The sequence below is a fragment of the Bradyrhizobium sp. 187 genome, assembly GCF_023101005.1.
In the GTDB taxonomy this organism is placed as follows: domain Bacteria; phylum Pseudomonadota; class Alphaproteobacteria; order Rhizobiales; family Xanthobacteraceae; genus Bradyrhizobium; species Bradyrhizobium canariense_D.
Map to the genome: position 1 here is coordinate 4,252,301 of NZ_CP064693.1, position 25,579 is coordinate 4,277,879.

General features: G+C 60.2%; 23 protein-coding genes. 16 read left to right on the plus strand and 7 right to left on the minus strand.

The window, feature by feature from the left end; all coding sequences use genetic code 11:
• The first annotated feature begins 31 nt into the window (after window positions 1–31).
• Window positions 32–646 carry a TetR/AcrR family transcriptional regulator gene (locus IVB19_RS20385; RefSeq protein ID WP_247487641.1) on the plus strand — a complete coding sequence of 205 codons (615 nt, stop codon included), beginning with the start codon at window positions 32–34 and terminating at the stop codon, window positions 644–646.
• 129 nt (window positions 647–775) lie between these two features.
• On the opposite strand, the gene IVB19_RS20390 is transcribed toward IVB19_RS20385, so the two are convergent.
• From IVB19_RS20390 to IVB19_RS20400, 3 genes are read right to left on the minus strand one after another with little or no spacing between them, the layout of a single operon-like run.
• Entirely contained in the window at window positions 776–1,879 is a 1,104-nt protein-coding gene (locus IVB19_RS20390; RefSeq protein WP_247819845.1) for a Bug family tripartite tricarboxylate transporter substrate binding protein, read from the minus strand.
• Window positions 1,876–2,661 carry a 2-keto-4-pentenoate hydratase gene (locus IVB19_RS20395; protein WP_247487646.1) on the minus strand — a complete coding sequence of 262 codons (786 nt, stop codon included), beginning with the start codon at window positions 2,659–2,661 and terminating at the stop codon, window positions 1,876–1,878. Before IVB19_RS20395 ends, IVB19_RS20390 begins: the two co-directional genes overlap by 4 nt.
• A 3-nt stretch (window positions 2,662–2,664) precedes the next feature.
• Entirely contained in the window at window positions 2,665–4,416 is a 1,752-nt protein-coding gene (locus IVB19_RS20400; protein WP_247487647.1) for an acyl-CoA dehydrogenase family protein, read from the minus strand.
• Between the two features lie 104 nt (window positions 4,417–4,520).
• On the opposite strand from IVB19_RS20400, the gene IVB19_RS20405 reads away from it, so the two are divergent.
• The 9 genes from IVB19_RS20405 to IVB19_RS20445 all read left to right on the plus strand — a co-directional run bounded on the left by IVB19_RS20405 (window position 4,521) and on the right by IVB19_RS20445 (window position 13,908).
• Complete coding sequence (locus IVB19_RS20405) at window positions 4,521–5,486, plus strand: LysR substrate-binding domain-containing protein (RefSeq protein ID WP_247487649.1); 966 nt, start codon at window positions 4,521–4,523, stop codon at window positions 5,484–5,486.
• Window positions 5,487–5,608: 122 nt separating this feature from the next.
• Entirely contained in the window at window positions 5,609–6,820 is a 1,212-nt protein-coding gene (locus tag IVB19_RS20410; RefSeq protein ID WP_247819846.1) for an ABC transporter substrate-binding protein, read from the plus strand.
• Window positions 6,821–6,859: 39 nt separating this feature from the next.
• Window positions 6,860–7,312, plus strand: coding sequence for a VOC family protein (locus IVB19_RS20415; protein WP_247487653.1), 453 nt, complete (start codon window positions 6,860–6,862; stop codon window positions 7,310–7,312).
• Window positions 7,309–8,238 (plus strand): AMP-binding protein, encoded by a 930-nt coding sequence (locus IVB19_RS20420; RefSeq protein WP_247819847.1) that lies wholly within the window; start codon window positions 7,309–7,311, stop codon window positions 8,236–8,238. The genes IVB19_RS20415 and IVB19_RS20420 overlap by 4 nt, the downstream gene beginning before the upstream one ends.
• 239 nt (window positions 8,239–8,477) lie before the next feature.
• Window positions 8,478–8,981 carry a hypothetical protein gene (locus tag IVB19_RS20425; RefSeq protein WP_247819848.1) on the plus strand — a complete coding sequence of 168 codons (504 nt, stop codon included), beginning with the start codon at window positions 8,478–8,480 and terminating at the stop codon, window positions 8,979–8,981.
• A 320-nt stretch (window positions 8,982–9,301) separates the two neighbouring features.
• The gene (locus IVB19_RS20430) at window positions 9,302–12,151 is read left to right on the plus strand and encodes a bifunctional DNA primase/polymerase (protein WP_247819849.1); all 2,850 of its coding nucleotides are present in this window, start codon (window positions 9,302–9,304) and stop codon (window positions 12,149–12,151) included.
• 295 nt (window positions 12,152–12,446) lie between these two features.
• Entirely contained in the window at window positions 12,447–12,962 is a 516-nt protein-coding gene (locus IVB19_RS20435) for a hypothetical protein (RefSeq protein ID WP_247487660.1), read from the plus strand.
• 139 nt (window positions 12,963–13,101) lie between these two features.
• Complete coding sequence (locus IVB19_RS20440) at window positions 13,102–13,623, plus strand: hypothetical protein (RefSeq protein WP_247487662.1); 522 nt, start codon at window positions 13,102–13,104, stop codon at window positions 13,621–13,623.
• 120 nt (window positions 13,624–13,743) lie between these two features.
• On the plus strand, window positions 13,744–13,908 hold the full coding sequence (locus tag IVB19_RS20445; RefSeq protein WP_247487664.1) for a hypothetical protein: 165 nt from the start codon (window positions 13,744–13,746) through the stop codon (window positions 13,906–13,908).
• 198 nt (window positions 13,909–14,106) lie between these two features.
• Here the strand turns inward: IVB19_RS20445 and IVB19_RS20450 are convergent, their stop codons facing one another.
• Together IVB19_RS20450 and IVB19_RS20455 are read right to left on the minus strand one after the other, a co-directional pair.
• Window positions 14,107–14,388 (minus strand): hypothetical protein, encoded by a 282-nt coding sequence (locus IVB19_RS20450; protein ID WP_247487666.1) that lies wholly within the window; start codon window positions 14,386–14,388, stop codon window positions 14,107–14,109.
• Between the two features lie 5 nt (window positions 14,389–14,393).
• The gene (locus IVB19_RS20455; protein WP_247819850.1) at window positions 14,394–14,750 is read right to left on the minus strand and encodes a hypothetical protein; all 357 of its coding nucleotides are present in this window, start codon (window positions 14,748–14,750) and stop codon (window positions 14,394–14,396) included.
• Window positions 14,751–15,321: 571 nt separating this feature from the next.
• Between IVB19_RS20455 and IVB19_RS20460 the strand changes: the two genes are divergently transcribed.
• The gene (locus IVB19_RS20460) at window positions 15,322–15,906 is read left to right on the plus strand and encodes a recombinase family protein (protein ID WP_247487669.1); all 585 of its coding nucleotides are present in this window, start codon (window positions 15,322–15,324) and stop codon (window positions 15,904–15,906) included.
• Window positions 15,907–16,192: 286 nt separating this feature from the next.
• Here IVB19_RS20460 and IVB19_RS20465 read toward each other — a convergent pair whose 3' ends face one another.
• Window positions 16,193–18,046 carry a caspase family protein gene (locus IVB19_RS20465; RefSeq protein WP_247819851.1) on the minus strand — a complete coding sequence of 618 codons (1,854 nt, stop codon included), beginning with the start codon at window positions 18,044–18,046 and terminating at the stop codon, window positions 16,193–16,195.
• 437 nt (window positions 18,047–18,483) lie between these two features.
• On the opposite strand from IVB19_RS20465, the gene IVB19_RS20470 reads away from it, so the two are divergent.
• The gene (locus IVB19_RS20470) at window positions 18,484–19,872 is read left to right on the plus strand and encodes a hypothetical protein (RefSeq protein WP_247366692.1); all 1,389 of its coding nucleotides are present in this window, start codon (window positions 18,484–18,486) and stop codon (window positions 19,870–19,872) included.
• 210 nt (window positions 19,873–20,082) lie between these two features.
• Window positions 20,083–21,111 carry a hypothetical protein gene (locus IVB19_RS20475; protein ID WP_247487673.1) on the plus strand — a complete coding sequence of 343 codons (1,029 nt, stop codon included), beginning with the start codon at window positions 20,083–20,085 and terminating at the stop codon, window positions 21,109–21,111.
• Between the two features lie 167 nt (window positions 21,112–21,278).
• Here IVB19_RS20475 and IVB19_RS20480 read toward each other — a convergent pair whose 3' ends face one another.
• A complete protein-coding gene (locus IVB19_RS20480) occupies window positions 21,279–22,649 on the minus strand; it encodes an IS1182 family transposase (protein WP_026233905.1) in 1,371 nt (456 codons plus the stop codon).
• Between the two features lie 719 nt (window positions 22,650–23,368).
• On the opposite strand from IVB19_RS20480, the gene IVB19_RS20485 reads away from it, so the two are divergent.
• The 3 genes from IVB19_RS20485 to IVB19_RS20490 all read left to right on the plus strand — a co-directional run bounded on the left by IVB19_RS20485 (window position 23,369) and on the right by IVB19_RS20490 (window position 25,557).
• Window positions 23,369–23,524 (plus strand): hypothetical protein, encoded by a 156-nt coding sequence (locus tag IVB19_RS20485; protein WP_524536668.1) that lies wholly within the window; start codon window positions 23,369–23,371, stop codon window positions 23,522–23,524.
• Window positions 23,525–23,872: 348 nt separating this feature from the next.
• The gene (locus tag IVB19_RS40255) at window positions 23,873–23,998 is read left to right on the plus strand and encodes a hypothetical protein (RefSeq protein ID WP_256474559.1); all 126 of its coding nucleotides are present in this window, start codon (window positions 23,873–23,875) and stop codon (window positions 23,996–23,998) included.
• 77 nt (window positions 23,999–24,075) lie between these two features.
• Window positions 24,076–25,557, plus strand: a complete 1,482-nt coding sequence (locus IVB19_RS20490; protein ID WP_247819852.1) for a hypothetical protein — start codon at window positions 24,076–24,078, stop codon at window positions 25,555–25,557.
• Window positions 25,558–25,579 lie beyond the last annotated feature (22 nt).

Below are 25,579 nucleotides of genomic sequence, written 5' to 3' on the forward strand. Positions count from 1 at the left end.
ATATTCTATGTTCGATGGCACGAGGTGCCTTATGACGTCTGATACGAAAGCGAAAATGGTGGCCGGAGCCGCCGATCTGATGAGCCGCCGCGGCGTGAATGCAACCAGCATGCGCGAAGTCGTGCGTCACACGGGCACGCCGCGCGGATCGATCAGCCATCATTTTCCAGGCGGCAAACAACAACTTATCGAAGACGCCATTGCCTTCGCAGGAGCCCAGGTCAGCGGTCCGCTGCAGCATCTGACCAACGCACGCGGGGCTATCGCCGGCTTGCGCGCCTTCATCGCACTCTGGAGGAAAACTCTGGAGCAGACGAACTACCGGGCCGGCTGTCCGATCCTCGCGGTCGCTGTCGAGCAATATGTCAGCGAGACGACGGAGAGAGAGAGCGTCGGCGAACAGGAAGTGCAGCGTCATCTGCTGGATCTCGCTCAGCGCGTATTTGCAGACTGGCAGCAGATCCTGTCCGCTGCGCTGAAGCGGGAAGGCCTCGCCGCGCCGCGCGCGCGGCGCCTCGCAACACTCGTAGTCGCATCGGTCGAAGGCACGGTCGCGATGTGCAGGGCCGCACGGAGTGCGCAGCCTCTGGAGGAGGTCAGCCAGGAGCTCGAGCTCCTGCTGAAGGGTGCGATCGAAAAGCAATAGCCAGCTGCACCTCGTCCAAAAATATTCACTGCCAGTTCGCTCACTTGTTCAGAAGTGCCAGAAATTTACGAGGTTGATCCCGCCAACCCTTGGCGGACCATGCCCAACAAGCGCACCAACCCTGCCGACTCACTCAATCCGCAAACCGACCGAATTGATGACATCTCGCCATTTCGGGATTTCCTGGTCCATGAACTTCGACAGATATGCGGGACTGTTCGACGGCGCCGGGATAATCCCTTGGGCTTCGAGGATCGGTTTGATGGAGCTGTCGTTCATGGCGGCCACGAAAGCCGCATTGAGCTTTTCGATGATCGGCTCCGGTACGCCTTTGGGCACGACGACACCGAAGAAGACGCTCACGTCGAATCCCTTGAGACCCTGTTCATCGAAAGTAGGCACGTCGGGTAACACCGGCGTGCGTTCGATCGTCGTAACCCCAAGCGCGCGAAGCGTTCCCGCTTTTATATGAGGTGCCGAGACGAAGATGTCGGCGAAGCTCATCTGTACCTGGCCGCCGATGAGATCGTTTATCGCGGGTGCGCCGCCACGGTAAGGCACATGCAGGATATCGGTGCCGGCGATGGCGTTGAACATAACTCCGGCGAGATGAGTAGATGCACCATTACCGGACGAGGAGAAGCTCAGTTTCCCGGCATTCGATTTCGCATACGAGATCAACTCTTGCACATTGCTCGCGGGCACAGAGGGATGAACCGAGAGCACGTTAGGCAGTTTGCCGATCATGATGACGGGATCAAAACTCCTGACCGGATCATAGTTCAGCTTTGTGTACAGGCTCACATTGATGGCAAGCGGCCCAGACGTCCCAAACAGAAGGGTATAACCGTCAGCTGGTGCGGCTGCTACGAAGTCGGCGCCCACATTAGCGCCGGCGCCAGCGCGGTTTTCGACGATGACGGGCTGGCCAAGTCTGGATCGGACCCCTTCAGCCAGAGACCTCGCCAAGGCGTCCGTAGGCCCGCCGGCGGCAAAAGGTACGACGAATTTTATTGATCCCTCTGGATATTCCGCCCTCGCAATCGTGGGCGTGAACAGCGCAGTGATCGTCACAATAAGCAATTTGCGGCAAACGCCGATCAACCCCATAGGTTTCCCCCCTTCTTTTGAGGCAAGGCTGGCGCCACCGCGGGTCCCAGCCTCTAGACCGTTGAGTGTGGCGATCGCGACATGCTTCAGGCAAAATGGATTCTGCCTGTTCGATCGGATCACGCGTACTTCACTGTCACGGTGCCGAAGGGCCCAAAATCGGCGACGAACGTCTCGCCGGCCTTCGGTCTCAACATTCCGGTCAGTGTACCGGTGCTGATCATCTGCCCTGCCTTCAAGCCGATGCCGGCCCGAGAGAGTTCGTTGGCCAGCCACGTCACCGGCACGATCGGATGATCCAGCGCAATCGCTGCAGTGCCCTTTCGCCTCGGTGCCCCGTTGCAGGTCAGGACGACCTCTTGGCCGGCAATATCACGCTCCCGCCAATGCTCGATCGGCGAACCATAGGCGATCGTCCCGCTGCCGGCCCCGTCCGCAAGGATGGCGGCCAGAGGAGGAAACGCCGCGTCGTGGACGAAGCGACATTCCGCCAGTTCCACACCTGGATGCAGCGAGGCAACGGCCTCCCTGACTTCTGGGAAGCCGTAAGGCGTATCACGTGGCGGAAGATCAGCACCAAGCAGCGCCTGATATTCGACTTCCGGAATGGGACTACACTGACGGGCATGCTCAACCGTAACCGGCGATTGCTTGATCAGCGGCGCGTATACCCGGCCGTAGATTGGCGAGTCAGTGCGCAACGCCTTCTGCAGGTCAGCTTTCATTGCGGCGATCTTCCACCCCGCCACCTCCCAGCCGAGCTCTTCCTCCACCATGCGGGCAACCCGGTAGGCCGTCTCCTTGTCCGGGGGGAGCAATCGGACGTCCAGACCACTCTGCTGCCGGCCTTCCTTGCGGAGGGTCGCCAGAAGTCTAGCGAGTTCGCGCTGCGATCCTGTGTCCATTTGTTAACCCTGCACCAGAGAGATGGCTTGCGCGAAAGAGATCGGTACGTCGGCAAGGAGCAGGTCGATCGCGGCATCTTCCCACCGCTGAGCATCCAAGTTCATCGGAGAACGCTCTGCGGCACGATGCTCAAGGACGAACCGCGACAGCAGAAGGCGCCGGGCGTCGCCACCATTTTTCCCCAAACGAGCGCCTTCCGACGCGAGCAAAGCCGCAGTAATCGCATGGTAAAGCTTGGCGGAAGCGATTCTGCTGAAGCGTTCGTTCTCCGGATTGGTTGCGACATCCTGCGCGAATCGCACGGCATCGGTCACTGCACTAGAAAGCCGGGTACGGTACTGTCCGGGCAGACCGGGCGCATTCTCCAGGCACGCGCCAATATCCTCCTGCAATGCCTTATGGGCGCCCAGCTTTCCGACGGCGCGCTGCACGGCGTCGAGGGCGTTGATGTTGCTGGTGCCTTCCCATAACAGACCGAGATGAGCATCTCGAATGAGCCGGGCATTCGGCCAATCCTCAATGTAACCGTTCCCGCCTCTCGTTTCCATTGCACCGGTCGCGACGGTGACATTATCGCGGCAGGCCCGGTATTTGACGATCGGCGTAAGAAGCCGCAGCACCCTCTCCGATGCCGTTGCGGAATAGAGCAGCGCCGAGAGCGCCTGCTCGGTCGGCACCATGAGCTTGAGGAGCTGACGGCGCATGAGCGGATGATCGATCACCGGGCGGCCAAAGGCATTGCGGTGACGGGAGGCCTGCAGCGCCTCGTTGAGACAACGGCGCATCATGCCGGCGGCACGGGCGAGATGCGACACGCGGCTCGAATTCACCATCACGAGCATGTGCTTCAGGCCCTGATCGAGTTCGCCCAGCTGGTAAGCGACCGCGCCCTCGAACACGATCTCGCCGCTCGCCATCGTGCGGCTGCCGAGCTTGTCTTTCAACCGCACGATCCGGTAGGAATTGCGGCTGCCGTCGGGCAGCGTCTTGGGCAACAGGAAGAGACCGAGGCCGCGGCCGCCCGCCGTTGCCCCCTCAGGCCGGGCAAGCAGCACGGCAAGCTCCGCATCCACGTTGGAGCAGAACCATTTCTCGCCGTGGAGCTTCCAATGTTCACCAACGCGAACCGCGGTCAGTTCCGCCGCACCCACATCGGAGCCGCCGGCCTTCTCCGTCATGAACTGCGCACATTTGAAAAGAGCCGCCGGATCCTGACTCCACATCCGCGGAAGATATCGCTCGCGCAGTTCGTCCGTGCCGAAGCGACGGACCAGTTCCGAAGAGCTGTCGGTCAGATTCACCGGGCACAGCAGGCCGAACTCGGCCTGTGCGAACAGGTAGTGAAACACGTATTTCGCGATTGGCGGCATCGCCGAGGGCCAGCCGAGAACGCCGCCGCGGTTGCACATCGCATGCATTCCGAATTGTCCGAACGCAATCCGCTCCATTTCCCGGTAGGCCGGATGGTATTCGACCCACTCCTCATCGCGGCCATAGCCATCGCGAGGATGCAGGACGGGCTGGTGACGCTCGGCCTGATCGGACAGATCGTACAGCTTGCCGCCGGCCAGTTCTCCGAGCTCATTGAGATGCGGCTTGAGATGCGCCAGCAATGGCGCGTCCATGTAGAGCGGAAGCAGGTCCTGAACGCTCCGGTCGATGGAATAGTAGTTCAGCCCACGGCATGTGGGCGCCAGGGCGGCCGAACGCTGGGCCGATGCTTCGCGGCTCGCCAAACCGACGTGAATGGTCATGAGCTTCCTCCCCGGATGGATATGTCTTGGGCTGGGCGAGCCTGGCCAGCTTTGGGGGTATGACTTGACACGGTCGCGCGCAAACGACTTCTTGTGAGGGCGGCTTGAGCCAAACTCAAGGCGCGATCACCCCGCGGGCGGTTATCATGGCATCACGACGTCTTCCTCCCTTACATGCTGTCCGGGCGTTCGAAGCCGCAGCACGACATCTGTCGATCACGCGAGCGGCTGACGAGTTGAATGTCACGGTCGGAGCCATCAGCAGACACGTTCGCGCCCTTGAAGCGCGCATGGGCACGGCGCTTTTCCTGCGTGGGTCGCGTGGGCTAGTCTTGACCGCGCCAGGCAAAGCCTTCGCGGATTCCGCGCGCGAGGCCCTGGACCGGATTGCGGATGCCGCAGAAGGCCTGCATCTCAGACGGTTCAGGCGCTTGTCTGTCGGCGTCTACGGATTTTTCCTGTCCCGCTTTCTCCTGCCGATGTGGCCCAGCCTCAAGTCGACACATCCGGAATTGGAGTTCGATCTGCACACCAGCGCCAATCCTGTCGACCTCCTTGCCAGCCGCTACGACGCCGTGATCGCCGTCTCGGACGGACAACACAGAACCGGCCTGGTGACCCGGACCTTGCTGCCGATTGCCACTGTACCGGTTTGCTCGCCCGATCTGTTGAAGGATGGCGCGCTGGACTTCACTTCCGTTCCGCTTCTGCACAACAGGCCGCGGCCCGACGATTGGCGACGTTGGCTGGACCATGCGCAGCTCACCACCGTGCCCGTCCAGGGCGGGAGCAGCTTTGAAAATCTGGGTTTGGCCATCGAAGCTGCGGCTGCCGGGCTTGGCGTCGCCATCGCAATCGAGAGTCTCCTCGCTGCAGACCTTGCGCAACTCAACCTGGTCAGAGCGCATTCCATCGTCCGTCCGACGCGGCGCCACTTTGTGCTCGAATACGAACAACGGATGGCGGACGACCCGGGCGTCATTGCGTTCGCAAACTGGCTGTGCGGCGCCTGCAAACAGCAGGGGAAGAACAAGCCAGCAGCCACAAAGGCGACGCGCAAGGCGGTCTGATCGCTTGTTGCGTTATCGGGTGTTGAGTTTCACTCAAGGCGCACCGAAAAAACCTCGTTTGCTAGTCTGAACCGGCTCTGACACAGACCCTTTCATCACGTCGCGATGATGGGGAAACACTGATGAGGCTGGTATTCGGGATGCTCCTCGCCGGAGCCACGATCTGCGGAAGCGCGCCTGCTCGCGCGCAGTTCTCCGGCGACATCGTCAAGATCGGCGTGTTGACCGACATGTCCGGCATCGTTTCGAATGCCACCGGCGAAGGCTCGGTCGTCGCTGCTCAATTGGCGGCGGAAGAGTTCGGCAATCGGGCCGCTGGAAAGCCGATCCAGATCGTCTTCGCTGACCACCAGCTGAAGCCCGACGTCGGTGCCAGCATCGCCCGTAAATGGTTCGAGCAGGATGGCGTCGATACCATCGTCGACATCCCGAACTCGGCGGTTGCGCTGGCGGTTCAGGAAATCGCGCGCACCCGCGACCGCATCGTCCTGTTCTCGTCGCCAGGAACCACGGCGCTCACGAACAAGTTTTGCTCCCCTACCAGCATCGCCTGGACATTCGACACCTACGCACTGGCGCGCGGCACCGCGAAGGCTGTAGTCGAAGGCGGCGGCAAGAGCTGGTACTTCGTCACCGCCGACTACGCCTTCGGTCACCAGTTGCAGAAGGATGCAAGCGCGGTAGTCGAAGCCAATGGCGGCAAGGTTTTGGGAGCCTCGGCTCATCCACAGGGCACGACCGACTTCGCTTCCTTCCTTCTGCAAGCGCAGGCCTCCAAGGCAAACATCGTCGGTCTGGCGAACGCCGCCGGGGATACGGTCGCAACCATCAAGCAGGCCGAAGAATTCGGCCTGACCGCCGGCGGACAGAAGATGGCAGCGATGCTCCTGCTGCTCACCGATGTCCACTCGCTTGGCCTGCAGGCGACGCAAGGAACCTTCCTCACGACTCCATTCTACTGGGATCTCAATGATGAGACCCGAGCCTGGTCAGACAAGTTCGCCGCACGTCGCAAGGGGCAGCGGCCGACGTTCATGCAGATTGGCGTCTACGAGGCCGTCCGTCACTATCTGCAGGCGGTGGAGGCGACCGGCTCGGACGACGCAAACAACGTGATCGCCAAGATGCGGGCAACGCCGATCGAGAGCGCCTTCACCCACGGCGCCACGATCCGCGAGGACGGCCGCGTCGTTCGCGACATGTATCTGGCAGAAGTCAAGGCTCCAAAGGACTCCAAGGGAGAGTGGGACCTCTACAAGATCCTGCGCACGATCCCGGCTCAAGACCTGACCATTCCGCTGGCCGAAAGCACCTGCCCGCGCCTGAAGCACTGAGCGACACCCGACACCCGACTCCAACATCCGAGGACAATCATGACGACGCCCGAAAGCGAATGGCAGTACCCCTATGGCACCAAGCAGCGCTATCACCTCCAGCACGTGCATCTGTTTGCATCCAACGTCGATGCGACCATAGAGTTTTATAGGAAATGGTTCGACGCGGAGGTGATGTGGGATGGAGATGTCGCGGGCGCGCGTAACGTTTTCATCAAGGTCGGCATTGGTGCCCTGCATCTCTACGATCAGCTTCCGCGCGGCGAGGGCAAGAACGCGGTCCATCACCTGGGCATGCAGGTCGTCGGCATCGACGAGCTCTACGAACGCATGACCGCCGCGGGCCTTCATATTCCCAATCCCATCCGCCGTCTCGGCGGAGGTGGCGGCTATTTCATGCTTGGCGGACCCGATGGGGTCGTCATCGAGATTTTCGAACCAGGCAAGCTCCGCGAGCCGGTAGTTCGCGACTACTATGGCTTCGGGGGATGAGGCCCGTGGACATCGCTCCTCCGCTCGAGACCGTCGCTGACGTTGTTACCGTCCATGCTGCGAGAATTCCTGCCAGGAATGCCCTGACATTCGTGGACGTGACGGCTGACGGTGCTTACCGGACCGAGGAGCGCTCCTACGCGGAGCTGGAGCGAAACGGCGCTGCGCTCGCGAAGCGTCTCGCAGCGCTTGGCCTTCGGCGGGGCGATACTTTCGCCCTGATGATGGCGAATCATCCGGAATTCGTCGAAGCGATGCTGGCGGCGGCAATGCTGGGAGCGGTCTTCGTGCCGATCGATCCCAGAACGATCGGTGAGAAGCTGAGCTTCATGCTGTCACATGCCGGGTGCCGCGGCGTGATCTGCTCACCCGAATGTGCAGCCGCCATCGCCGATCTCGGCCGCAATGATCTTTCCTGGGCCGTGATCCTTACAGGGCGAAGCGCTTGGCCTCCCTCGATCGCGCGGGTGAACCTGGCGTACGGGGACGTCTTGAAGGAAGGCGGGTCCTGTGACCGCGTCAGCGTTTCATCGATCGACCCCATGATGCTGATGTTCACCTCGGGCACAACGGGCAACCCCAAAGCCGTCGTGATATCCCACGGCGCCTATATGAGCCGGGCGCGCGGCATGCACGGGATTGAGCTCAACGTCGACGATATTCTCTACACCGGCCTTTCCTTGACGCACATCAACGCACAGGGAACGCTTCGCATCGGCTTGACGGCAGGCCTGCCGGTCGTTGTCAGCCGCAAATTCAGCAAGCGGCATCTCTGGCCGATTTGCCGGAGATTTGGTTGCACGATGTTCAACATTCTCGGGGGCATGATTCCCGAGATTTACAGCATACCAGAAGCTCCCGATGATGCCGATAATCCGGTTCGCCTCATCATCAGCGCCGGCATGCCACCCGACCTCTGGAAGTAGTATGAGCGCCGCTATGGCGTGAGGATCTGCGAGATCTACGGCTCGACCGAGCGTGGCGGCGCCCTCACCAACCCACCAGGCACCGGGCCGATCGGAAGCTTGGGCAAGCCGCCCCCCGAACTCGAAGCCGGCGTATTCGATGACCGATCGTCAGTCCCTCGTCGACGATTACGCGGTGTATCGACCGCGCCCACGGTTGAAGCCCCGACCGACCCCCTGTATCGACCGAGGCAGCACGCATGCAGCCGGCTGACATCAACACGCTGCCGCAGGTGCCTCATGCACCGTTGCCCGCCATTGCCCTGTCAATTGACGAGGGCATCGCGACGATAACGTTCCAGCCTCACGTGCGGGAGCTGACGGGAGCAGAAAAGAAGGCCATCCTGGCCGCAAATCGAATCCGGGTTTTCATTGACGCCCGCGTCGCCGGCAACTTGTCGGGGCCGCAGCCCGAGCCGATCAAGCTTTCCGATTATCCAGCCGACACACTGCGGTTCTGCGTCCAACACACCACGCTCGTCTGTGTGGGAGTCGTCGATTGTCGTAAAGAACACTCGGCAGAGGAAATCGAATCGCTGCTGAGGCAGTTCGACGGGAAGGACGTCGAGGACAGTCGCTTTGTGATCAGGATGCTTACCGATGCGCCGTACGATGTCGGCGATTATATCTCCCGACACAGGCCGCATGTACCGTTTCGTGTCGCCTCGCCGCATTACACGGAGACTGAGGAGAGCGACGCGTAATGCGACGATGTCGTTAATGCCTCCCTGCAGTAGCGGCCTTCTGGCCGTGGTGGTTCGCAACCGCGCCAACCCTCGACGAGATTCGAGCATCTGACCACAGACCGGGTCGCCGAGCTGCATCGCTTCAAAGCGAAAGCCCGGCCGGAGTGACGAGCTCCGAACCGGGCTTATAAGGTTTTGCAAGTGACCAATATACATGAAGACCGCGCGCAACACAATGTTGTGCCGTTTACCCGTGCAGACGCGCCTTTGCTCTATAGGGCCCACGACGCCATTTGCATCGGCTTAAGCCGATCCGCTCACCCGTCGCGGTGTGACCAATGACCGGTACGACGAATGTAGAGCACGCGCTCGACGCCGCCCGCCGCGGCCTCCGCGTCTATCCGTTGGCCGCTAACGCCGAAGAACCTGCTTTTCCCGAGGCCGACACTGCGGCCACCGCTGACGAAAGTCAGATACGAGAATGGTGGGCCCTCTGGCCAGACGCCAATATCGGCATCGCAACCGATAATTTGCTCGCAATTCGGATTGATCCTCGATGCACTGACGAGGTGTTCCGCGACACGCTCGGCACACTATTCCAGCAGCATGGTGGTCGAACCGGTAGCCTCGTGCTCGTGGGAGAGCTCGTCGGCAGCTACGTCATGTTCGAGCTGCCGGCTGGCGCATTGGTGCAAGGCCAGTCTAACTTTCTGTCGGAGCACATGAGCATATTGTCGTCTGTCGATGATGTGCTGATCGGGCCAGGATCCACCATCAACGGTCTCGCCCCTTATCGCTTCCACAATGAGAGATCGCTATCCCCGGCGCCCCCGTGGCTGATGCAAATGTGCGGCGTCGAGCTGCCGGAAAGCAAAACAATGACCAACGTTGTACCTCTGAAGAGACCAGCGGCGGCGCCGACAGCTGCACCGATGAAAACAAAGCTGGAATGGGCTCTTGAGGCCTCGCACCATGTGCCGGTCCACCCCTGCCGCTGGTACGTCGACCCTGGCCCTGACGCCAACCCCGATGAACGCAAGAAGGCAATAAGGGCAGCGAAAGAACCGCTGACCAAGTGGAAGGACCTGGCCACGCAAGACTCAGAGCAGATTCGGAAATGGTGGGGCCAGTGGCCAGACGCCAACATCGGCGGAGTTACTAACCAACTCTTGGTGCTCGACGTCGACAAACAGAACGGCGGTTGCGAGACGTTTGAGTTCTTCCGGCTCGTTGAAGACTTCCCCGAGACAATGACGAACAACACGCAGGGCGGTGGCCAACATCTATTTTATGTAATGCGTGCAGGTGAGCCACTCAAAAACGGCACACATACGCTAGGCCCGGGCATCGATGTCAAGACCGATGGCGGATACGTCCTGATGCCAGGCAGCACGATTGGAGGCCGCTCGTACACGCGCGCCAACGATGCGCCGATCGCATTCGCTCCCACCTGGATTGTCGAGCAGTGCAAAAACGCAAAGCCGAAAGCGAGTGCAGCCGGCAAACGCATCGTTGAGGAAGATGACATCGCGATCGAACTGTTCACAAAGTGGATACGCGATCGAGCGCCATACGCCGAACTCGGCAAGATCGACGACACGACCTTTATTGTGTGCGCGCGAGGTTACGACTTTGCTTGCTCGCCGGAAACTGTCTACGAAAAAGCACTGGGTTGGAATGAAACCCACTGCAACGGGCTCGGTGACTTGGAGCGCTTGGCTGTAGTCGTCGAATCTGCCGGCCGTAACCGTCAAAGACCCATCGGGTGCGATCACCCGTTGGCACCAGGTTTCGATGCGGTTGAGATCGACGAATCCAAAGCGCCCCTTGCAGCCGAGATCGACGAGAGTGAGGCGGCCGCAGTGGACGCCACAATACCGACCGCGAGAAGCGGCGATGTAAGAGCGTGGGAAAATGAGCCCAATGCGATCTTCGTTGACCATCTGAAGCCCGGTGACTTGCCGGCCGGCGTTCTCCCGGAAGTGGTGGAGCAGTTTGCGCACGACAGTGCTCGCCGGCTAGGCGTAGACGCTGGCGCGCCTGCCGCGGCATTGGTAACCGCGCTCGGATCGCTTGTGCCTGCCGGGAACCGTCTGCAGATGCGTCAACGCGATACCAAGTGGACCGTGAAGCCCATCCTCTGGACGGCCATCATAGCCCCGTCTGGCTCGAACAAGTCGGCGACCATCAATGCCGCGATGGACCCCGTAAAAACGCTTCAACAAAAGTGGCGGAAAACGTTCACGGCTGACGAGCACAAGCGGAAGCTTGACGAGACGCGCCGCGCAACGGCTGAAAAGGCAGGCAAGGGCAAGCCGGAAAGCACTGACCAGGTGTTCGAGGGCGAAGCCGAACCGGAGAAGCCTAGATTCAGACAGAAGATTTACAACGACGCGACGACAGAAGCCCTGGCGGTGGCGTTGTGCGAGAACCCGGAAGGGCTGCTGTATCATGCTGACGAGCTTGCGGGTTGGCTGGCTGGCATGGACGCATATCGCGCCAAGGGCGGAAAGGACCGCGCCTTCTGGCTGCAGGCGAAGGAAGGCGGCGACTTCATCGTCAACCGGAAACTGTCAGAGCGGATATGCGTCGAAAACTGCGCCATCTCGGTCTTGGGTGGTATCCAGCCCGACAAGATCAAGGCGCTTAAAACCAGCATGTCGGATGACGGGCTGCTGCAGCGATTTACGCCAATTGTCCTTCATCGCCGGGATAGCGGCGCCGACATCAACCCCGATACATCCTTGGACGAAAGGGTAGGCACGCCGCCGGCCAGCATCAGCCGCGACACCGCGGTGCGGGCGCGACGGTATCTGACCAAGTTCGTCTATTCGCACGCGTTGACATTCTACCTGAAGGATCTGGGTGCATCCACGATGGACGAGCACGCCCTTTGGATCGCCGGCTTTGTGCTGGCGCGCGGGCTGCCTGCCATCTCGAGCCGGGACATTTATCGCGCCTATCCCGCCCTGAAGTCGCCGGAGAAGCGGAGCCTGATCATGGCGACGATGCGCGTCCTGGAAATGCACGATTGGGTCAAGCCGGCCCACATCGATCGACATGGCGCCGAGGACCGTTGGACCGTTAATCCGGCGGTACATGACGGCAGGTTCGCAGAAATCGCGGCAACGGAACGGAGCCGGCGGGATGGGGTGCAGGAACGCATCAAGCTGGGTGCAGCTGCATGATTGTCACCGGTGTCACCGCCTGTCACCGCGTTTCCAGACAGTCGCGGCGTAACGGTTTGTCACCATTGTCACCGTCTGTCACTTGCGCGCGTGAGAACCATAAAAGCCCTTCTTCTAATAATAGAAGCCAGAGACCCACTGGCCGTCTTTCCTGCAAATTCCCTCAAGTGACAACGGTGACAACCGGTGCCCGTCCTGAGCAATGCCAATTACGTCAACACTGGCCGATTCCAGAAAAGGAAAGCCGACTCGCCGCCGGCGCCCATCAATCGATCCACGAACCCGAGACCAAAACATGCGACGAACCGATACCGCCGCCGGTGCCAAATTCACCGTGCGCGGCCAAGTCTACATTCAGACCGGCCATTTTTATCACACCATGGGCAATGACCGGGAGGTGCGAGTCCTCGAGCTTCAAACCTCATGCCCGGAATGCTCGCAGCCTTTCGATGTCACGGCGTCAATGCGCCAGATCAGCACCCGTCAATTGGTCCGCCGTTGTCCGCGGTGTCGCAAGATCCACACAGGCCCGGTGTCGATCGCCAAGCCGGTCGCGCGCAAGACCGTCAAAAAGAACACCACTGGCCGGAAGATGCCGGCACCAGCCGCATCACGGCGAGCTGCGGTTCGCAAACTCGAGTCGCCTTCCCAAATCACGCTTTTAGAAATCCGGCCGGTAGATGTGCGACGAGGGGAAACGCCGGTGGCGGCGATGCAGCGGGCGTTGTCCGGGACGCTGGACGGACCAGCCGAGCCGCCGGCGGACTTGGCACAGCGCCATTGGTGCGACATCTCGGGCATGCTGGATTAGGATGAAGCGGTCAACGAATCGTCTTGTGTTATAATTTCGCGAGCTATTCCGTCTATCCAACCGCGTTTTTGTGGCGGTTACCAAGCCGTCTGCTGCGGATTAAATCGTTGGATGGATCGCATCACGACAAGGGGTAGGCATGCCTGCTTTCAATCTCCAGTTCCCGGCGGACCCGGAAGAATGGCTCGCACATATTTGGCGCCTGCTCGATGAAGCCGACCAAACGTGGCGATTTACGAAGAAAGGCGACAAGCGGCCGCTTTGCGACATCGGGGCGTCAGTCGAGGCGAAGCGCCGAAAGCGGGCTGTCCGGCAGGAAGCAGCTGCCGAACGCATCCTGGCTGCCGTTCGAGCGCGCAACCTGTGCCGAGCCCTTCCCGGTCAATCGATCGCCGATCGCATGCTGCGAGTAATGCGGCCCGGCGAATGGTTAGGCATGGGCGATATTGCGCGCATGGCCGGGATCCACAAAAGCGGCCGCGGGAAGGTGCACCAAGTTTTGCTGCGCCGGGGATGGGTCGAGAAGGCTCGCAATCCGGCATACCAGGGGATCCTAGACCCGTGGCAAATTAAGGCCGGCGCCGAGCCGGAGCCTTTGCACCTCTTTCGGCTGACAGAGTTGGGTGAGCGCGTGAAAGCGGCGCTGCCGGCATCACAGTAGTCTGGTCGCTGCGCGCCAAGCGCGTGCAGATCGATCATTGCGTTGGGTCAGAAAAACATTCAGTTGCCACCGACGCGGGTCGGGTACAAACTCGCGATTTACTCAACGAGGTTAGCCGCCATGACGGAAGCCATCGTGTGGATATTGGTTTCTTTTTTCATTGTTTTGCCGGCGGCAATCCTTGCCGGAAAATTTGTATGGTGGGCATTCCGGATGGTTTTCTGGTTGTGCATCATCGGAATATCGATCGCCGGCGCCGCGTGGCGCGGCGAGATGAAAGTCTAGTCGTTTCGGAACGTTGCACAGCGCGCTTTGACGTCGCGAAATCTGTCTCGAGCAAGAAACGTACGAACGCCGAATGGCGGAAAGCGGTGACGAGTTCTCATCCTGATAAATTCTGCCACGCTTGTGAGCGGAGCGGGTTATCGTTCGTAATTGCTGCGCACTTTTCGCGCGGCGTCGCCAGAAGCCTCTTGCAGCACGCTAGTCAGACTCTTCACCGTGATGATGTTTTGCCGGATTATCCGGCCCCGTGCGTTTGCCTTTTGCCTTTCCGGATTTAGGCGTCGTTGAATCCAGGCTTCGAACCGTCAGGCTCGAATTCTGAGGCGCCTGCACTTTTTTGGAATGAACGGGCAGTTTTTCTCGACTGGCCGCCTCTGATATCATTCTAAAAACGTCGACTCCGACGGAGAATGGAACGCAAGCGTTCAGGATCAAGTTTTCCCCACTCTGCGTGAAATCGAATGAGAAGAGACGCGCCATATTTTTTACTCCGGTTGTGAAAGGCCGCCATTTTTGGCGGCTCTCATTTTCTCGAAATCGATCGCCACGGCCAAAGGAATGCAGGCGTCGATAAGGTAATTGCCGTTGGGCTCGACCTGTGTGCATTCGAAAGCGAACGCATCCCGGTCGTGACGCAGAATGCTCGCATTTGGACAGGGCAGTGTTGACTTCCGCTCATAGTTTCCAAGCAAGGTCATGAGCTGAATCCCAAGGACAGGGGAAACGCATGCGTCCAGGATAACGAAGCCACGACGATCGACGGGTGAAACGTCTACACTGCCGTCGAGGACGTTGGACTCTTCCGTGTGCGCGAGCGGGAATTGCAGAACGATCGCTGACATTGGGTTAGACCTATCTCCGCGTTTCGAGCGGACTGCGTCCCGGCGCGAAAACGGCCGGTCTAGATGGCCTACGCGCGTCTTTGGCTTTCGCTTGGACATGCACGCGCGTCGCCGGGACACTTGATTGAATTAGGACACTGGGTTTTCGACCCGTGACGCGAAGATGCGCTCGGAATCTGGATGCGTCAACAGCAAGTCCTTGATTTTATTGATGTTCTCTCAGTTCACTGTATTTCTCGACAGAGAGAAGGCGCTAGAATTCAGTCGCTTAGTGGTAAATTCGACTGGCAAATTATTTTCACAACACGACAAACTCCATCTGCGCATCGCGCACGGTGCGCGCTACGTCGCCGACGCGGACGAGCGTCGCGGACCAGTTACGCACGCGCGTCGAGCCGGCGCACAAAAGGCGCGAAGAAGACTATACGGAAAACCCTGGCTTGCATTAGCGCCGCCAAGTGTTGCGATCGCTCAACAATTTTCGCGCGCTCGCGCCATACGCAAACCATTTGTTTTTCGTATGCCTCTCGCGTATCCTGTACGGTGACCAGACCAGCGTCAGGAGCTAGCCATGAAGAAAGTTGCGATCTATCTGCGAGTGAGCACCGACAGCCAAACGACAGCGAACCAGCGCCGCGAGCTCCAGGCAGTCGCGGCGCGCTCCGGCTGGGAAGTCGTGAAGGTTTATGAAGACGCCGGCATCAGCGGCGCAAAGGGTCGCGACAAGCGCCCCGGCCTCGACGCGATGATGAAAGCGGTTAACGCAAAAGAGTTCGGTATGGTCGCCGCCTGGTCCGTCGACCGTTTGGGAAGATCGCTGACGGATCTCCTCGCCATTCTCCAGGCACTCCGCGACAAAGGAGTCGATCTCTTCCTGCACCAGCAAGGACTCGACACCTCGACCACAGCCGGCCGCGCAATGTTTCAAATGCTCGGCGTCTTTGCCGAATTCGAGCGCGGCATCATCCGCGAGAGGGTCAACGCAGGGCTTGCGCGGGCTCGTGAGAAGGGTACTCGCCTTGGGCGCCCGCGTACGCCAGTCGCAGTCGAGAAGCGCATTCGCAGCCTGCGAGGCAAAGGCATGGGCGTCCTCAAGATCGGCCGCACCCTTGGCGTCGGCACCAGCGTGGTGCAGCGCGTTGTCGACGGCATGTGACCGGCGCGGGCCGATGGGGGTCCCCACCCCCACCCACCCCCCTCCTCGACGTTTGCAAGGGTGCCGTATTGCCATCCGACTAGTGCGCGATTTTTTGAGATTCAGGGTCGTGGGGAGGCAGTTCGAGAAAGTTTAGCTTGAAAAGACCAAGTCGATCGAGAGTGGTCGAACGGCTTCCGCTCTAATGCGCATACCGGACTCAACTTGAACATCGGGTAGAGTCGGAAAGAGGCCAGAAGCGGTCATCGTTCTCACTGGCGGCCGCACGCCGGACGGCCGACGACCTTTAACCACAAACCTCCATCATCGCCCTCGGCCTACCATCACCAGATGCTAGACCAGAACCACCCGGCACCAGCTTACAGCCGGACCGCACCGGCCTGCACCCGGCTCCATTGCAGAACATCTGCCCCGTGGTGGCCTGCGGCTTCGCCGGAGCGGATTCGACTTGCTTGCGCTGCTCGTCCCGGTTTTTTGTTTCATCCCTCGTCGCAATTGGCTTCTTCTCCGGAATCTTCTCGCATTCGTTGTCGTCATTGACGCGATAGCCTGCACGGCAGGTGATCTTGACGCAAGCATCGCCATCAACCCTGAAACCGCGCTCACAGATCAGCGGGCAAACCCGGCCCGGCCTGGTCTTGATCGCGTCGAGCGCGTCGAAGCTGGCGAGCTTGGTGTCGAACTTCGTGCCGGCGTACTTATTGAACAAAGTCAGCGAGCGCTGCGACGGTGCGTTCCAGTCTCCGTCGGCGGCCGTTGCGAGACATCCAACCCGACGCAGCTCCGATTGCAGCAGCTTTGCCGTCTCATTCGGAGTTAGGCTGGGCTGTGCTGCGGTCGGAGCGACTGCCGCAACCTTCGTTTCGCTATCAATCGCTGCCTTCTTCTCGGCTGCTTGTTTGGCGGCCAGCTCGGCGAGCGCCTTGTCGGTGGCGATCCTGTTGGCGAGCGCCTTCTCGGCCACCAGCTTGTCAGCCAAGACCTTGGCGACAGCGGCTTCAGCCTCCTTGCGCCGCTGCTCCGCAGCGGCTGCTTTCGCTTCCTCGGTCTGCCTGGCCTTCTCTGCCGCGAGCTTGGCAGTCTCGGCTGCCTTGGCTGCCGCGGCCGCCTTGTCCTGCTCGGCCTTGTTGGCGCGTTCGGCCGCAAGACGGGCCCTTTCATCCTCGGCCTGTTTGGCTTTGTCCGCAGCGGCGGCGCGCGCCTCTTCGGCCCCAATCCTGCTTAACTGCCCCTTGGCGAGGCTGGCGTAAAAGCCATCGGGATATTGTGCCACGAAAGCTGTCCAGACCTCGCGCGAGCCTAGCTGGAGCGCCAGCTCGTAGTCCCGGCGGATCGCATCTTGCGGGTTTGCCTGCGGCCCGGCAACGACCGGCTTGGCAGGGACGAGCGACACATCATCGCCACCAAGCGAACCGTAGACATAGGGCTCCTGCTTGTTACCGGTATTCTTCAGGACATCGTCGCGAACGAAACCGAACGCCTTACGCAAATCGAGACCGGGTGTCGGCAGCCGCTCGACGAGAGCTGCGGCGAACGGACTATTTTTTGCATCGCCGTCCGAGGCTGTCGAGCCGGCCTTCGCCGCGAACGCAATCATGGTGTTCGGGCTTGTCGGCTCAATCTTGGCAAGGCCGCGACCTATCGCGCGCGAGGCGATGGTGCGCTTCATGGTCTTGGCAAATGGATTGTCGCGGCAAGCATCCAGAATGATAAGGCGTAGCTGTTTCGCGGGCTCGACGGCAAACATCGCACGGTCAAGCGGAAGCGTTTCGTCGAGGACGTCGCTGTCGGTCTCTAGCGTCGCGTCCGTCGGGATCAGGTAGTTGGTGCCGTCCAGTTCAATGCCATGACCGGCGTAATAGATCACGGCCACCTCGGCGTCGCGTGCCCTGCCGCCGAACTCGCGGAGCGCCTTGCGCATCTCGCCCACGTTGAGGTCAAGCCTGACATCGACACTGTCGAACCCGGCCTTCTTGAACATACCGCCGACCAGCGTCGCGTCGTTGGCAGGATTGGCAAGCCGGGGCACGCTCTTGTAGGCGGAGTTGCCAATGACCAGGGCAACGCGATGCCCGGCCTGTGCAGAACTACAGACGAGCCACATGAAAAAGAACAATAAAAACCACCGAAACGCGCGCATCGTTGCCCCGAATAATCTCTGCGCAGGGTATGCGGAGACTACCGAAAGGCAAGCTTCGACTTCGTGACTTTGGTCACACTAAGGTCGCGATTCAAAAGGGACGTAGGCTCGGCGACTCGAAGTCTGCAACGGGTCACATGCGGGCGCCGCGGCCACGTTGGTCCGTTCGCACCCCGCAAGCCGACGTCAGGGGTAGAAACAGAGAGCAGCTACGGCCCATTCGCGACATTCTAGCGCTGCGCCGACGAATTCCGGTCTACCCCGATAGGCAGACATAACTCATTCGTGAACCGCCACAGGGCGACCGCTGTCCTTGCGAGTGAACACAAGGGACGGCAAGGGCGACCAACCCTACAGCGGGAAGACTTGCCACGGCGCCTGCCTCCGGCTGCATGTCAGGACGTTCGAGGCAGCATTCCCGTTCCGGGAGGCGCGATATGCTGCAGTTGAAAGACAAGGTCGGACGGTTCGCGACGACAGGGCGCAGCTGCCAGAACTGGAAAAAGGATCAGGAACTGGTTATTTCGCTGCTCAACAAGATCGCCATTTCCGACGGCGGCGCCGAGAACACGCTCAAACCACAGATGGTCGTGACCGGTTATGCCAGCGACGGCCTTTACAACTCGATTCTGTACTTCCAGAAGAAGAACTTTCCCGGCACGCCTGACGGCTATGTTCGGCCTGCCGGTCCGACATTCAATCGGCTCGTTGAACTGTCGACGAAGGCGGCCGCCAAGCCCGCCCCGCCAAAGGGCCAATGGGACGCAATCGCGACTCCTTCCGTCGATGCTGCACTTCGCAAAGGTCTCATCGACGATTCAAAGCTGGACTACGCAGAGGTCGTTGACATCATCCGGGCTACCGTCGCAGACGGCATGGTCACCGCATTCGAGCTGGACGACCTGACCACCATTGCGAACACCTCCAGAACGCTCTCCCCCACCTCGAAAAAGCTCATCACGCTCTTCGTCGGAGAAGAATACAAGGAGAAGCGCGGGATCGGACCGTATGATCTCAATTCCGACCAGAAAAAACTAGCCGCGGAAATGGTCTGCGATTTCCTGAAAAATACGAGGACGACGTTCTTTCCGAAGCTCGACCCACACCGCGTCGGCATAGGTATTCTCAGGCGCATTGCGAAACCGAGCCTCATCAATCAAGACCAGGGAAGTCTGTGCGGGCCATCCGCCCTGATGTTCGGCTACGCGTCGGACAAGCCAGGGTCTTACGCGCGCTTCGCGATCGATCTCTATCAGAAGGGGCAGGCGAATCTTGGCCGCCTGCTGATCAAGCCGGGAAAGGATGTGAGGAACTTCACGCCACCCTGGTCGCTGGACCACGTCGACTGGCTGACATGCGCCTCCATACGCGATTCGGAGAACTGGTTCCTGGATTTCGACGACACAGGCAAGATCAGCGATCTTGCGGGTGTCACCCTGCCGAGCGAAATGGAGCAATGGTTTCGCAAGGCAGGATACCGGGACGTGCGCGAGAATACCAACATTTCACGATTCAACAAAGACATCGACGATGTAAACGAAGCCAACCGGCTGCTCGACAGCGGATATCGCGTATGTCTTTTCATAAGCGCCAATATGATCGACTATGACGACCAGTCCGATAAAGGCTCCGCGCTTACGATGCACTGGGTCGTGCTGCGCGAGAAGATACAAGTGATGAACGGGTTCGTGAAGGCGAAGGTCTTCTCATATGGCGATGGAGACTATTTGATACCGCATCCGCAGGAAAAAACCCATGCCGTCAAGCCCCTCGCGGTTCGGGACTTTCTTATGAATTTCTATGGGTACGTTGCTGCCAAGGGGTGACCGGGGCCAGAAGCGCCAAGGCAAGACGATGCTGGCCACGCACGAGATGGCCTTCTCAGCCGATGTCTCCACCCCGCGTCGGCTTCATGAATGCCGGCATCATCGCCGAGGATCGGCACGCCCGAGGAAACCATCCGCCAGCCGCGCAGCGAACGGCCGAAGGTTCAAAATTTCGCGTTGACGGGCCGAACTAGAACAGGAGAACCGGACATGGCCGCTTTCCAAGAGGTTTTCCGCCGCTCCGGCATCGATGAGGGCCGCAGCCCGCCAGGCATGGTGGTGCCGTTCGGCGGCTCCAACATCGTGGCGCTGATCGATCCCGGAAGAAAGCTCAAAGTCGATCCTAACCCCCATGCCCTCGGGATCAAGGAGATCGATGGCGCCGATACTCTTAGACGCGTCATGCAGACCAAAGACACCTTCTCCGCACCCGACATCGATCCGCAGCTCAGGGCGGCGTCACTTCCCGCCACCTTCAATGGCGATGCACGGTTTTTCGAAATCAATGGCCGGATCAAGCCGATTCCCTTTCCCGGTCTGGAGGTGGTGGCCCGGTCGGCCGGCCGGAAGATCGAAGCCAAGCTCTATGTCGTCGTGCTGCCGGAAATCAAGATCAAGGTGGCGTTCCGCAACGTCATGATTCCGGGCAGCGGCGGCGCTCCGGCTTTTCACGCCAAGAAGCCCTGCAGTGAGCAAGATGAATTGCTGACGATGAACAATATATGGAGGCCGCAGGCCAACATCCGCTTCGAGCGGGTGCCAACAGACTGGCTGGTCATCGACGACTCGCAGGCTGCCGTCAAACAGGAGCTCGCCAATGCGACTGGCATGAAGGATGCGAGCCTTGCGATCCTTCCCGATGTGATCGATGTCGAAAAACTGAAGAGCTTCTTCGCCAAACACAAAGTTCAAGGCGCCCATCTCACCATTTTCTGTGTCGACAAGCTTCGGTCCAAGGGCTCCTTTCCCAATGGCTCGTTTGCTCGATCGCTGGACCTTGCCTTCATCAGCTCGCAACGCGGGCCTAACACGTCTGCCCATGAAGCCGGGCATTTTCTCGGCTCCTACTCGAAGAGCGCGACCAAGCCTTGGGACAGCAACGGCCACACATTGGAGACCGATCCGAAAACCGGAAAAGAAAACAGGGCGGAAGACATCAAGATGCTGATGCGCGACGGAGGCGCCGGGTGGAAGATTCCGTTTAATCTCGTCAAGGAGTTCCGCGACTTCCCCGGCTAGCATCCAAAGCTCAGACGGCAGCTGGAAATCACTCCTGACGTCGAATGTCGCCTTTGGGCCGATTTTGTTGCAAAAGTTGGCTGCAATGGATTTGGCCGCTGGGCCTTTTGTTGGGCCGCGCTTTGAAGCGCTGGCCCTGACGCATTTTACGCAACTTTGACGCTACGCTACGCGATGCGCAGAACCTGAGCCGGCGGCGGTCGTGCGACCAGCGATGCAAACCGCCTCAGATTCTGAGCGATGGCGGCTAGAACAAACTCATCCTGGGCACCTTGCGGGCCTCGCAATCGGAGCCGACCAAGCTTCAGGATGCGCTTCAAGTGTGCGAACCTCATCTCGATCTTCTTGCGCTGACGCCGAGAGAGCTCGAAGCCCTCGGTGCCAGCGAACGACCGGGCAACGTCTCGGGCATGCTCATGGATATCGCGCGGGATCTTGCGTGATGGTTCCTTTGGGCAGCACTGCGGTTTGAGCGGGCATACATCGCAGTCGAGCTTGCTGGCACGATACAGAAGGGTCTTGCCCTCGTGCACGGTACCGCTCGTCCCAAGCCGCTTACCACCCGGGCAGTGGTAAACGTCCCCGGTTGGGTCATATCGAAAGTCGCTCCGCGAGAAGGTGCCATCATCCCGCTTCGACTTATCGAACACAGGGATATGCGGCGCGATGCCCTTCTCCTCGACCAGCCAGTTCAGCATCGGAGCCGCTCCGTAAGCGGTATCCCCGACAAGTCGCTCTGGCTTGAGACCAAAGCGCTCCTCGGTTCGTTCGATCATGGTTTTTGCTGCACCGACCTCGGCCTGGCGAATGGCGCGGGAGGCCTCGACATCCACGATGACGCCGAACTTCACGTCGATGAGATAGTTGTCGGAGTACGCGAAGAATGCCGGCCCCTTGTGAGCGCCGGTCCACTGCGCTGCCGGATCGGATGGCGAGACAAACTTCGGGATGACATCGCTGGCGGCGCCCCACGCCGGATCGTCGAGGGTTGCCAAATACTCCTTCACCGCGCGGCTGGACCTGGCCGGATCGCGATCCCTGCGCCAGTCCTGACCTGCGATCGAGCGCTGCTTGTTCGCGTCGGCCGCAATCAGGCTCGCATCGACTGCAAATCCTTCGCCACCAACCAGACCGGCGGCAATGCATGTCTCGACAATCCGTTCGAACACGCGGCGGAGAACATCTCCATCACGGAAGCGCTCGTTGCGGGCGCGCGAAAATGCCGAATGATCCGGGACAGCGTCCTCGATACCAAGCTTGCAGAACCAGCGATAGGCGAGGTTCACCTGCACTTCACGGCAGATCAGCCGTTCCGAGCGGATCGCAAAGACATACCCCACGACCAGCATCCGGATCATCAGTTCCGGATCAATCGACGGGCGCCCCATCGACGAATAGTGAGATGCTAGTTCACCGCGAAGCCAGGACAGATCGAGAGCAGCATCGATCTTCCGCACCAGATGATCTTCGGGTATCGCGTCGCCAAGACGAAACTCGTAGAACAGTTGACCTTGGTCACTCTTCAGACGGCCCATCATGGATCGACCTCGCCGAGATTCGCGTCAACACAACGGAATCACGGTTCGTGACTTGTCTCAACCGACTTTTGCAACAAAATCGGCCACTTTCAGAATCATGCAAGGCAGCAAATGGAATCAGCCTGTCGGGACGCTAGTGGAATCAAAATCGCAGGTACAGATACCGTTGTTGTGCGGGCCGCTTCGTCATGTAGACCGAGCGGGGGGTAATCCAAATTCTCCAATTGCGGGTTTGGTGGACTGGCCGTCTAATCGCGAGGCGAGCAAAGCTGGCGTCAGCCTGCTCTGATCCAGCCCTCGGAAGCGGGCCACCTACTTCGGAAGCGCAGGCGCGTGGCCCGCTGGGCGGTTAAGCGATTTAGGGCACGCCATCGGACTGGCAACGCCAGTGACTTCGCGGACCATTGCGGTGCTGTGCGAGTGGACTGAATCCGGGCAACAGTTCCTCCCTGACCGATTTGATAGCCAACGATTTGGAATAAGTCGATGTTCCGTAATCTGTTCGCGGTCGCGCTGATGGTATCGACCAGCGCCGTGCTCGCGCACGATCACAATCGGCTTGATCTGTCGAAGTGGTTTGCGGAGCTTTATGACCGAAAGGGAGATCTGTGCTGCGATGGTAGCGAAGCGATGCATTTGTCAGAGGTAGATTGGGAGATCACCGGCAACCATCCATTACCGTGTCCGCGTGCCGACAACGCCTGGGGGCTTCGGGCGCGATGGCTGGCGCCACCAACGTGGAAACCGAGTGGGTTTACGTACCCGACGACGCCGTCATCGACGAGCCGAACAGGGCTAAAGCGACGCTGGTCTGGCCGCTCTATGGCCCGATGGGTGTGAGCATTCGCTGCTTCATACCCGGGACGATGATGTGAAGCGCCTCCGATTTTAATCGGCGCAAGGCGGAGTTCGGCTTAGGGTCATTCTCGACCGAATTGGGCTGTCCGCATGATGTCCGGTTTAGGCCCATTAACGGCCGAAAGGCGAACAATCTAAGGTCGGGCGCCTCCCCTCAACATCAGCCGGCGGCCCCAGAAGGTCGGCCTCGTTAGGGCCAATATTGTCGCCTCCGAGGAGGTCGCATCCGCCAGGACTATAGCTCGCGTTGAACAGCTGCGACCTTAGAACGCTGACTTTCCCACCGGTTGTGCTACACTCCACTCTCCGCTGACGCCTTCCGGGATTCGCGAACCCGGCCTCTCAACATCAACTTGAGGCGCTGGATGCCCCGCATCATCAACGCATACGCCGACAATTCGCCGCTGGCCAACTCGCTGAAGGATCTCGGCGAGGCGATGTTCGGCGACCAGGCACAGAAGAAGTTTACCGGCAAAAGGCGTTCGGGCTGAAGCGTGAGAACGACAGCTCCGAGCCCCTCGCCGCTGCAGTACGCGCCGGCAATCGCAACGACATCGGCTACTACGGAGTGCTCGCGGGCAAGACCGGCCAGGACGCGGCCGACTTTGGCCGGTTCTCCGCTGCGAACCATGCATCCAGCTTCGACGATCCCCGCCTCGCAATCTCGATGATGGGCGCCGGCGGCCCCGCAGCAAGCACTGCCATCGGTCAACGTCGCTCTCTCGACAACGTCATCACGACCACCGGCATGAATAACGCCACGACGCTGGAATCGCAACGCATCGCCTCGGACCGCGCACGCGAGACTCAGCTTGCGATCGATCAGCGTACGTTGACGCCGGTCCTCGATGATGCCGGCGTGGCTCACTATGTTCCCAAGTCGCAAGCGGTCGGCGGCGAAGCGCCAATGACTTCCGACAACGTGGTCGCAAACATGCTGCGTCGGCAGGCCGCTGCGGCGCAGCCGAGTCAGACGTCATCGGACCCGCTTGGTGCCCTCGATCCGCGCATCCTGAAGAAAGCCGGTCTGGACCTAGCGGAGCAAACGTTGATCGAGCCGCGCACTGGCCAAACAGCGATCTCCCGCGACGGCGGCCGGACAGCGATCCTGCCCGACGGCAGGACTGTTTCGGCGACCGGATTTCAACCGGTAGGCACGGACGCGGCCCTGGCCCAGGCTCGCGATAACAACGTGCGCTCGAGCGCGTCGACGCCACTGGTTGTTGGGGACCCGAAGAAAAGTCAGGCGGCCGCCGACGCGTCGAGGACATCGGGAATCGGCCCGAAGATTGCAACGTTCTTCAACGAAGAGCTTGGCGCGCTACCTGCTGCAACGAGCGTGATGAAGGCGGCCACTGGCTCGTCTGAAATCGCTCCGGACATCCAACGGGCGCGATCGTCACAAGATATTCGGAACAACCAAGCGCGGGCCGTGTTGCTCGGCGGACCCGGACGGCAGACTGTTCAGGCACAGCAATGGGTAAACGACTTGCTTCCGCAAGGCAACGCACTCAGCAATCCGGAGACCGAGGCGGCGAAGATCCCGACGATCGTGAATGCGCTCAAGGGCGACCACGAACAGATTCGCCAGCTTGTCATCGATCCCAACACGCTGCCCGCCGAACGCGTGAAACTGTCCCAACAGCTTCACCAGATCGAAAACACGATCCGGATGTACACGGAGCCTCAGCAGCAGGCGCCTGCTACGCAAGCTACTGCAGCACCTGCTGCACAAGCCGCGTCGGCTTCCGCAGCGCCGACGCAGACAGCCACCAATCCACAGACTGGCCAGAAACTCGGCTTGGTAAACGGACGGTGGGTGCCGCTATCGAGCGCCGGCAGCGACCCGGCATCGCCGAAGAGTTCGGCAACGTCGGGCAGCGATCCGCTATCTCAGGCACGCGACGCGATTGCACGCGGCGCCGACCCGGCAGCAGTGAAGCGGCGGCTGCAGCAAAACGGCGTCGATCCGGCAGCCCTCGCCAAACCGCAGACAGTTCTTCAGAACGGGCACACGTACAATCTGCAGCCGGACGGAAGCTATCAGTGACGTACGTCGTGCTAGATTGCGG

Excerpts from the sequence above, each read along its gene's own strand:
- IVB19_RS20385 (WP_247487641.1), top strand. The coding sequence starts at position 32 with ATGACGTCTGATACGAAAGCGAAAATGGTGGCCGGAGCCGCCGATCTG.
- IVB19_RS20395 (WP_247487646.1), bottom strand. The coding sequence starts at position 2,661 with ATGGACACAGGATCGCAGCGCGAACTCGCTAGACTTCTGGCGACCCTC.
- IVB19_RS20400 (WP_247487647.1), bottom strand. The coding sequence starts at position 4,416 with ATGACCATTCACGTCGGTTTGGCGAGCCGCGAAGCATCGGCCCAGCGT.
- IVB19_RS20410 (WP_247819846.1), top strand. The coding sequence starts at position 5,609 with ATGAGGCTGGTATTCGGGATGCTCCTCGCCGGAGCCACGATCTGCGGA.
- IVB19_RS20415 (WP_247487653.1), top strand. The coding sequence starts at position 6,860 with ATGACGACGCCCGAAAGCGAATGGCAGTACCCCTATGGCACCAAGCAG.
- IVB19_RS20420 (WP_247819847.1), top strand. The coding sequence starts at position 7,309 with ATGAGGCCCGTGGACATCGCTCCTCCGCTCGAGACCGTCGCTGACGTT.
- IVB19_RS20425 (WP_247819848.1), top strand. The coding sequence starts at position 8,478 with ATGCAGCCGGCTGACATCAACACGCTGCCGCAGGTGCCTCATGCACCG.
- IVB19_RS20430 (WP_247819849.1), top strand. The coding sequence starts at position 9,302 with ATGACCGGTACGACGAATGTAGAGCACGCGCTCGACGCCGCCCGCCGC.
- IVB19_RS20435 (WP_247487660.1), top strand. The coding sequence starts at position 12,447 with ATGCGACGAACCGATACCGCCGCCGGTGCCAAATTCACCGTGCGCGGC.
- IVB19_RS20440 (WP_247487662.1), top strand. The coding sequence starts at position 13,102 with ATGCCTGCTTTCAATCTCCAGTTCCCGGCGGACCCGGAAGAATGGCTC.
- IVB19_RS20445 (WP_247487664.1), top strand. The coding sequence starts at position 13,744 with ATGACGGAAGCCATCGTGTGGATATTGGTTTCTTTTTTCATTGTTTTG.
- IVB19_RS20450 (WP_247487666.1), bottom strand. The coding sequence starts at position 14,388 with ATGGCGCGTCTCTTCTCATTCGATTTCACGCAGAGTGGGGAAAACTTG.
- IVB19_RS20455 (WP_247819850.1), bottom strand. The coding sequence starts at position 14,750 with ATGTCAGCGATCGTTCTGCAATTCCCGCTCGCGCACACGGAAGAGTCC.
- IVB19_RS20460 (WP_247487669.1), top strand. The coding sequence starts at position 15,322 with ATGAAGAAAGTTGCGATCTATCTGCGAGTGAGCACCGACAGCCAAACG.
- IVB19_RS20465 (WP_247819851.1), bottom strand. The coding sequence starts at position 18,046 with ATGCGCGCGTTTCGGTGGTTTTTATTGTTCTTTTTCATGTGGCTCGTC.
- IVB19_RS20470 (WP_247366692.1), top strand. The coding sequence starts at position 18,484 with ATGCTGCAGTTGAAAGACAAGGTCGGACGGTTCGCGACGACAGGGCGC.
- IVB19_RS20475 (WP_247487673.1), top strand. The coding sequence starts at position 20,083 with ATGGCCGCTTTCCAAGAGGTTTTCCGCCGCTCCGGCATCGATGAGGGC.
- IVB19_RS20480 (WP_026233905.1), bottom strand. The coding sequence starts at position 22,649 with ATGATGGGCCGTCTGAAGAGTGACCAAGGTCAACTGTTCTACGAGTTT.
- IVB19_RS20485 (WP_524536668.1), top strand. The coding sequence starts at position 23,369 with ATGGCTGGCGCCACCAACGTGGAAACCGAGTGGGTTTACGTACCCGAC.
- IVB19_RS40255 (WP_256474559.1), top strand. The coding sequence starts at position 23,873 with ATGCCCCGCATCATCAACGCATACGCCGACAATTCGCCGCTGGCCAAC.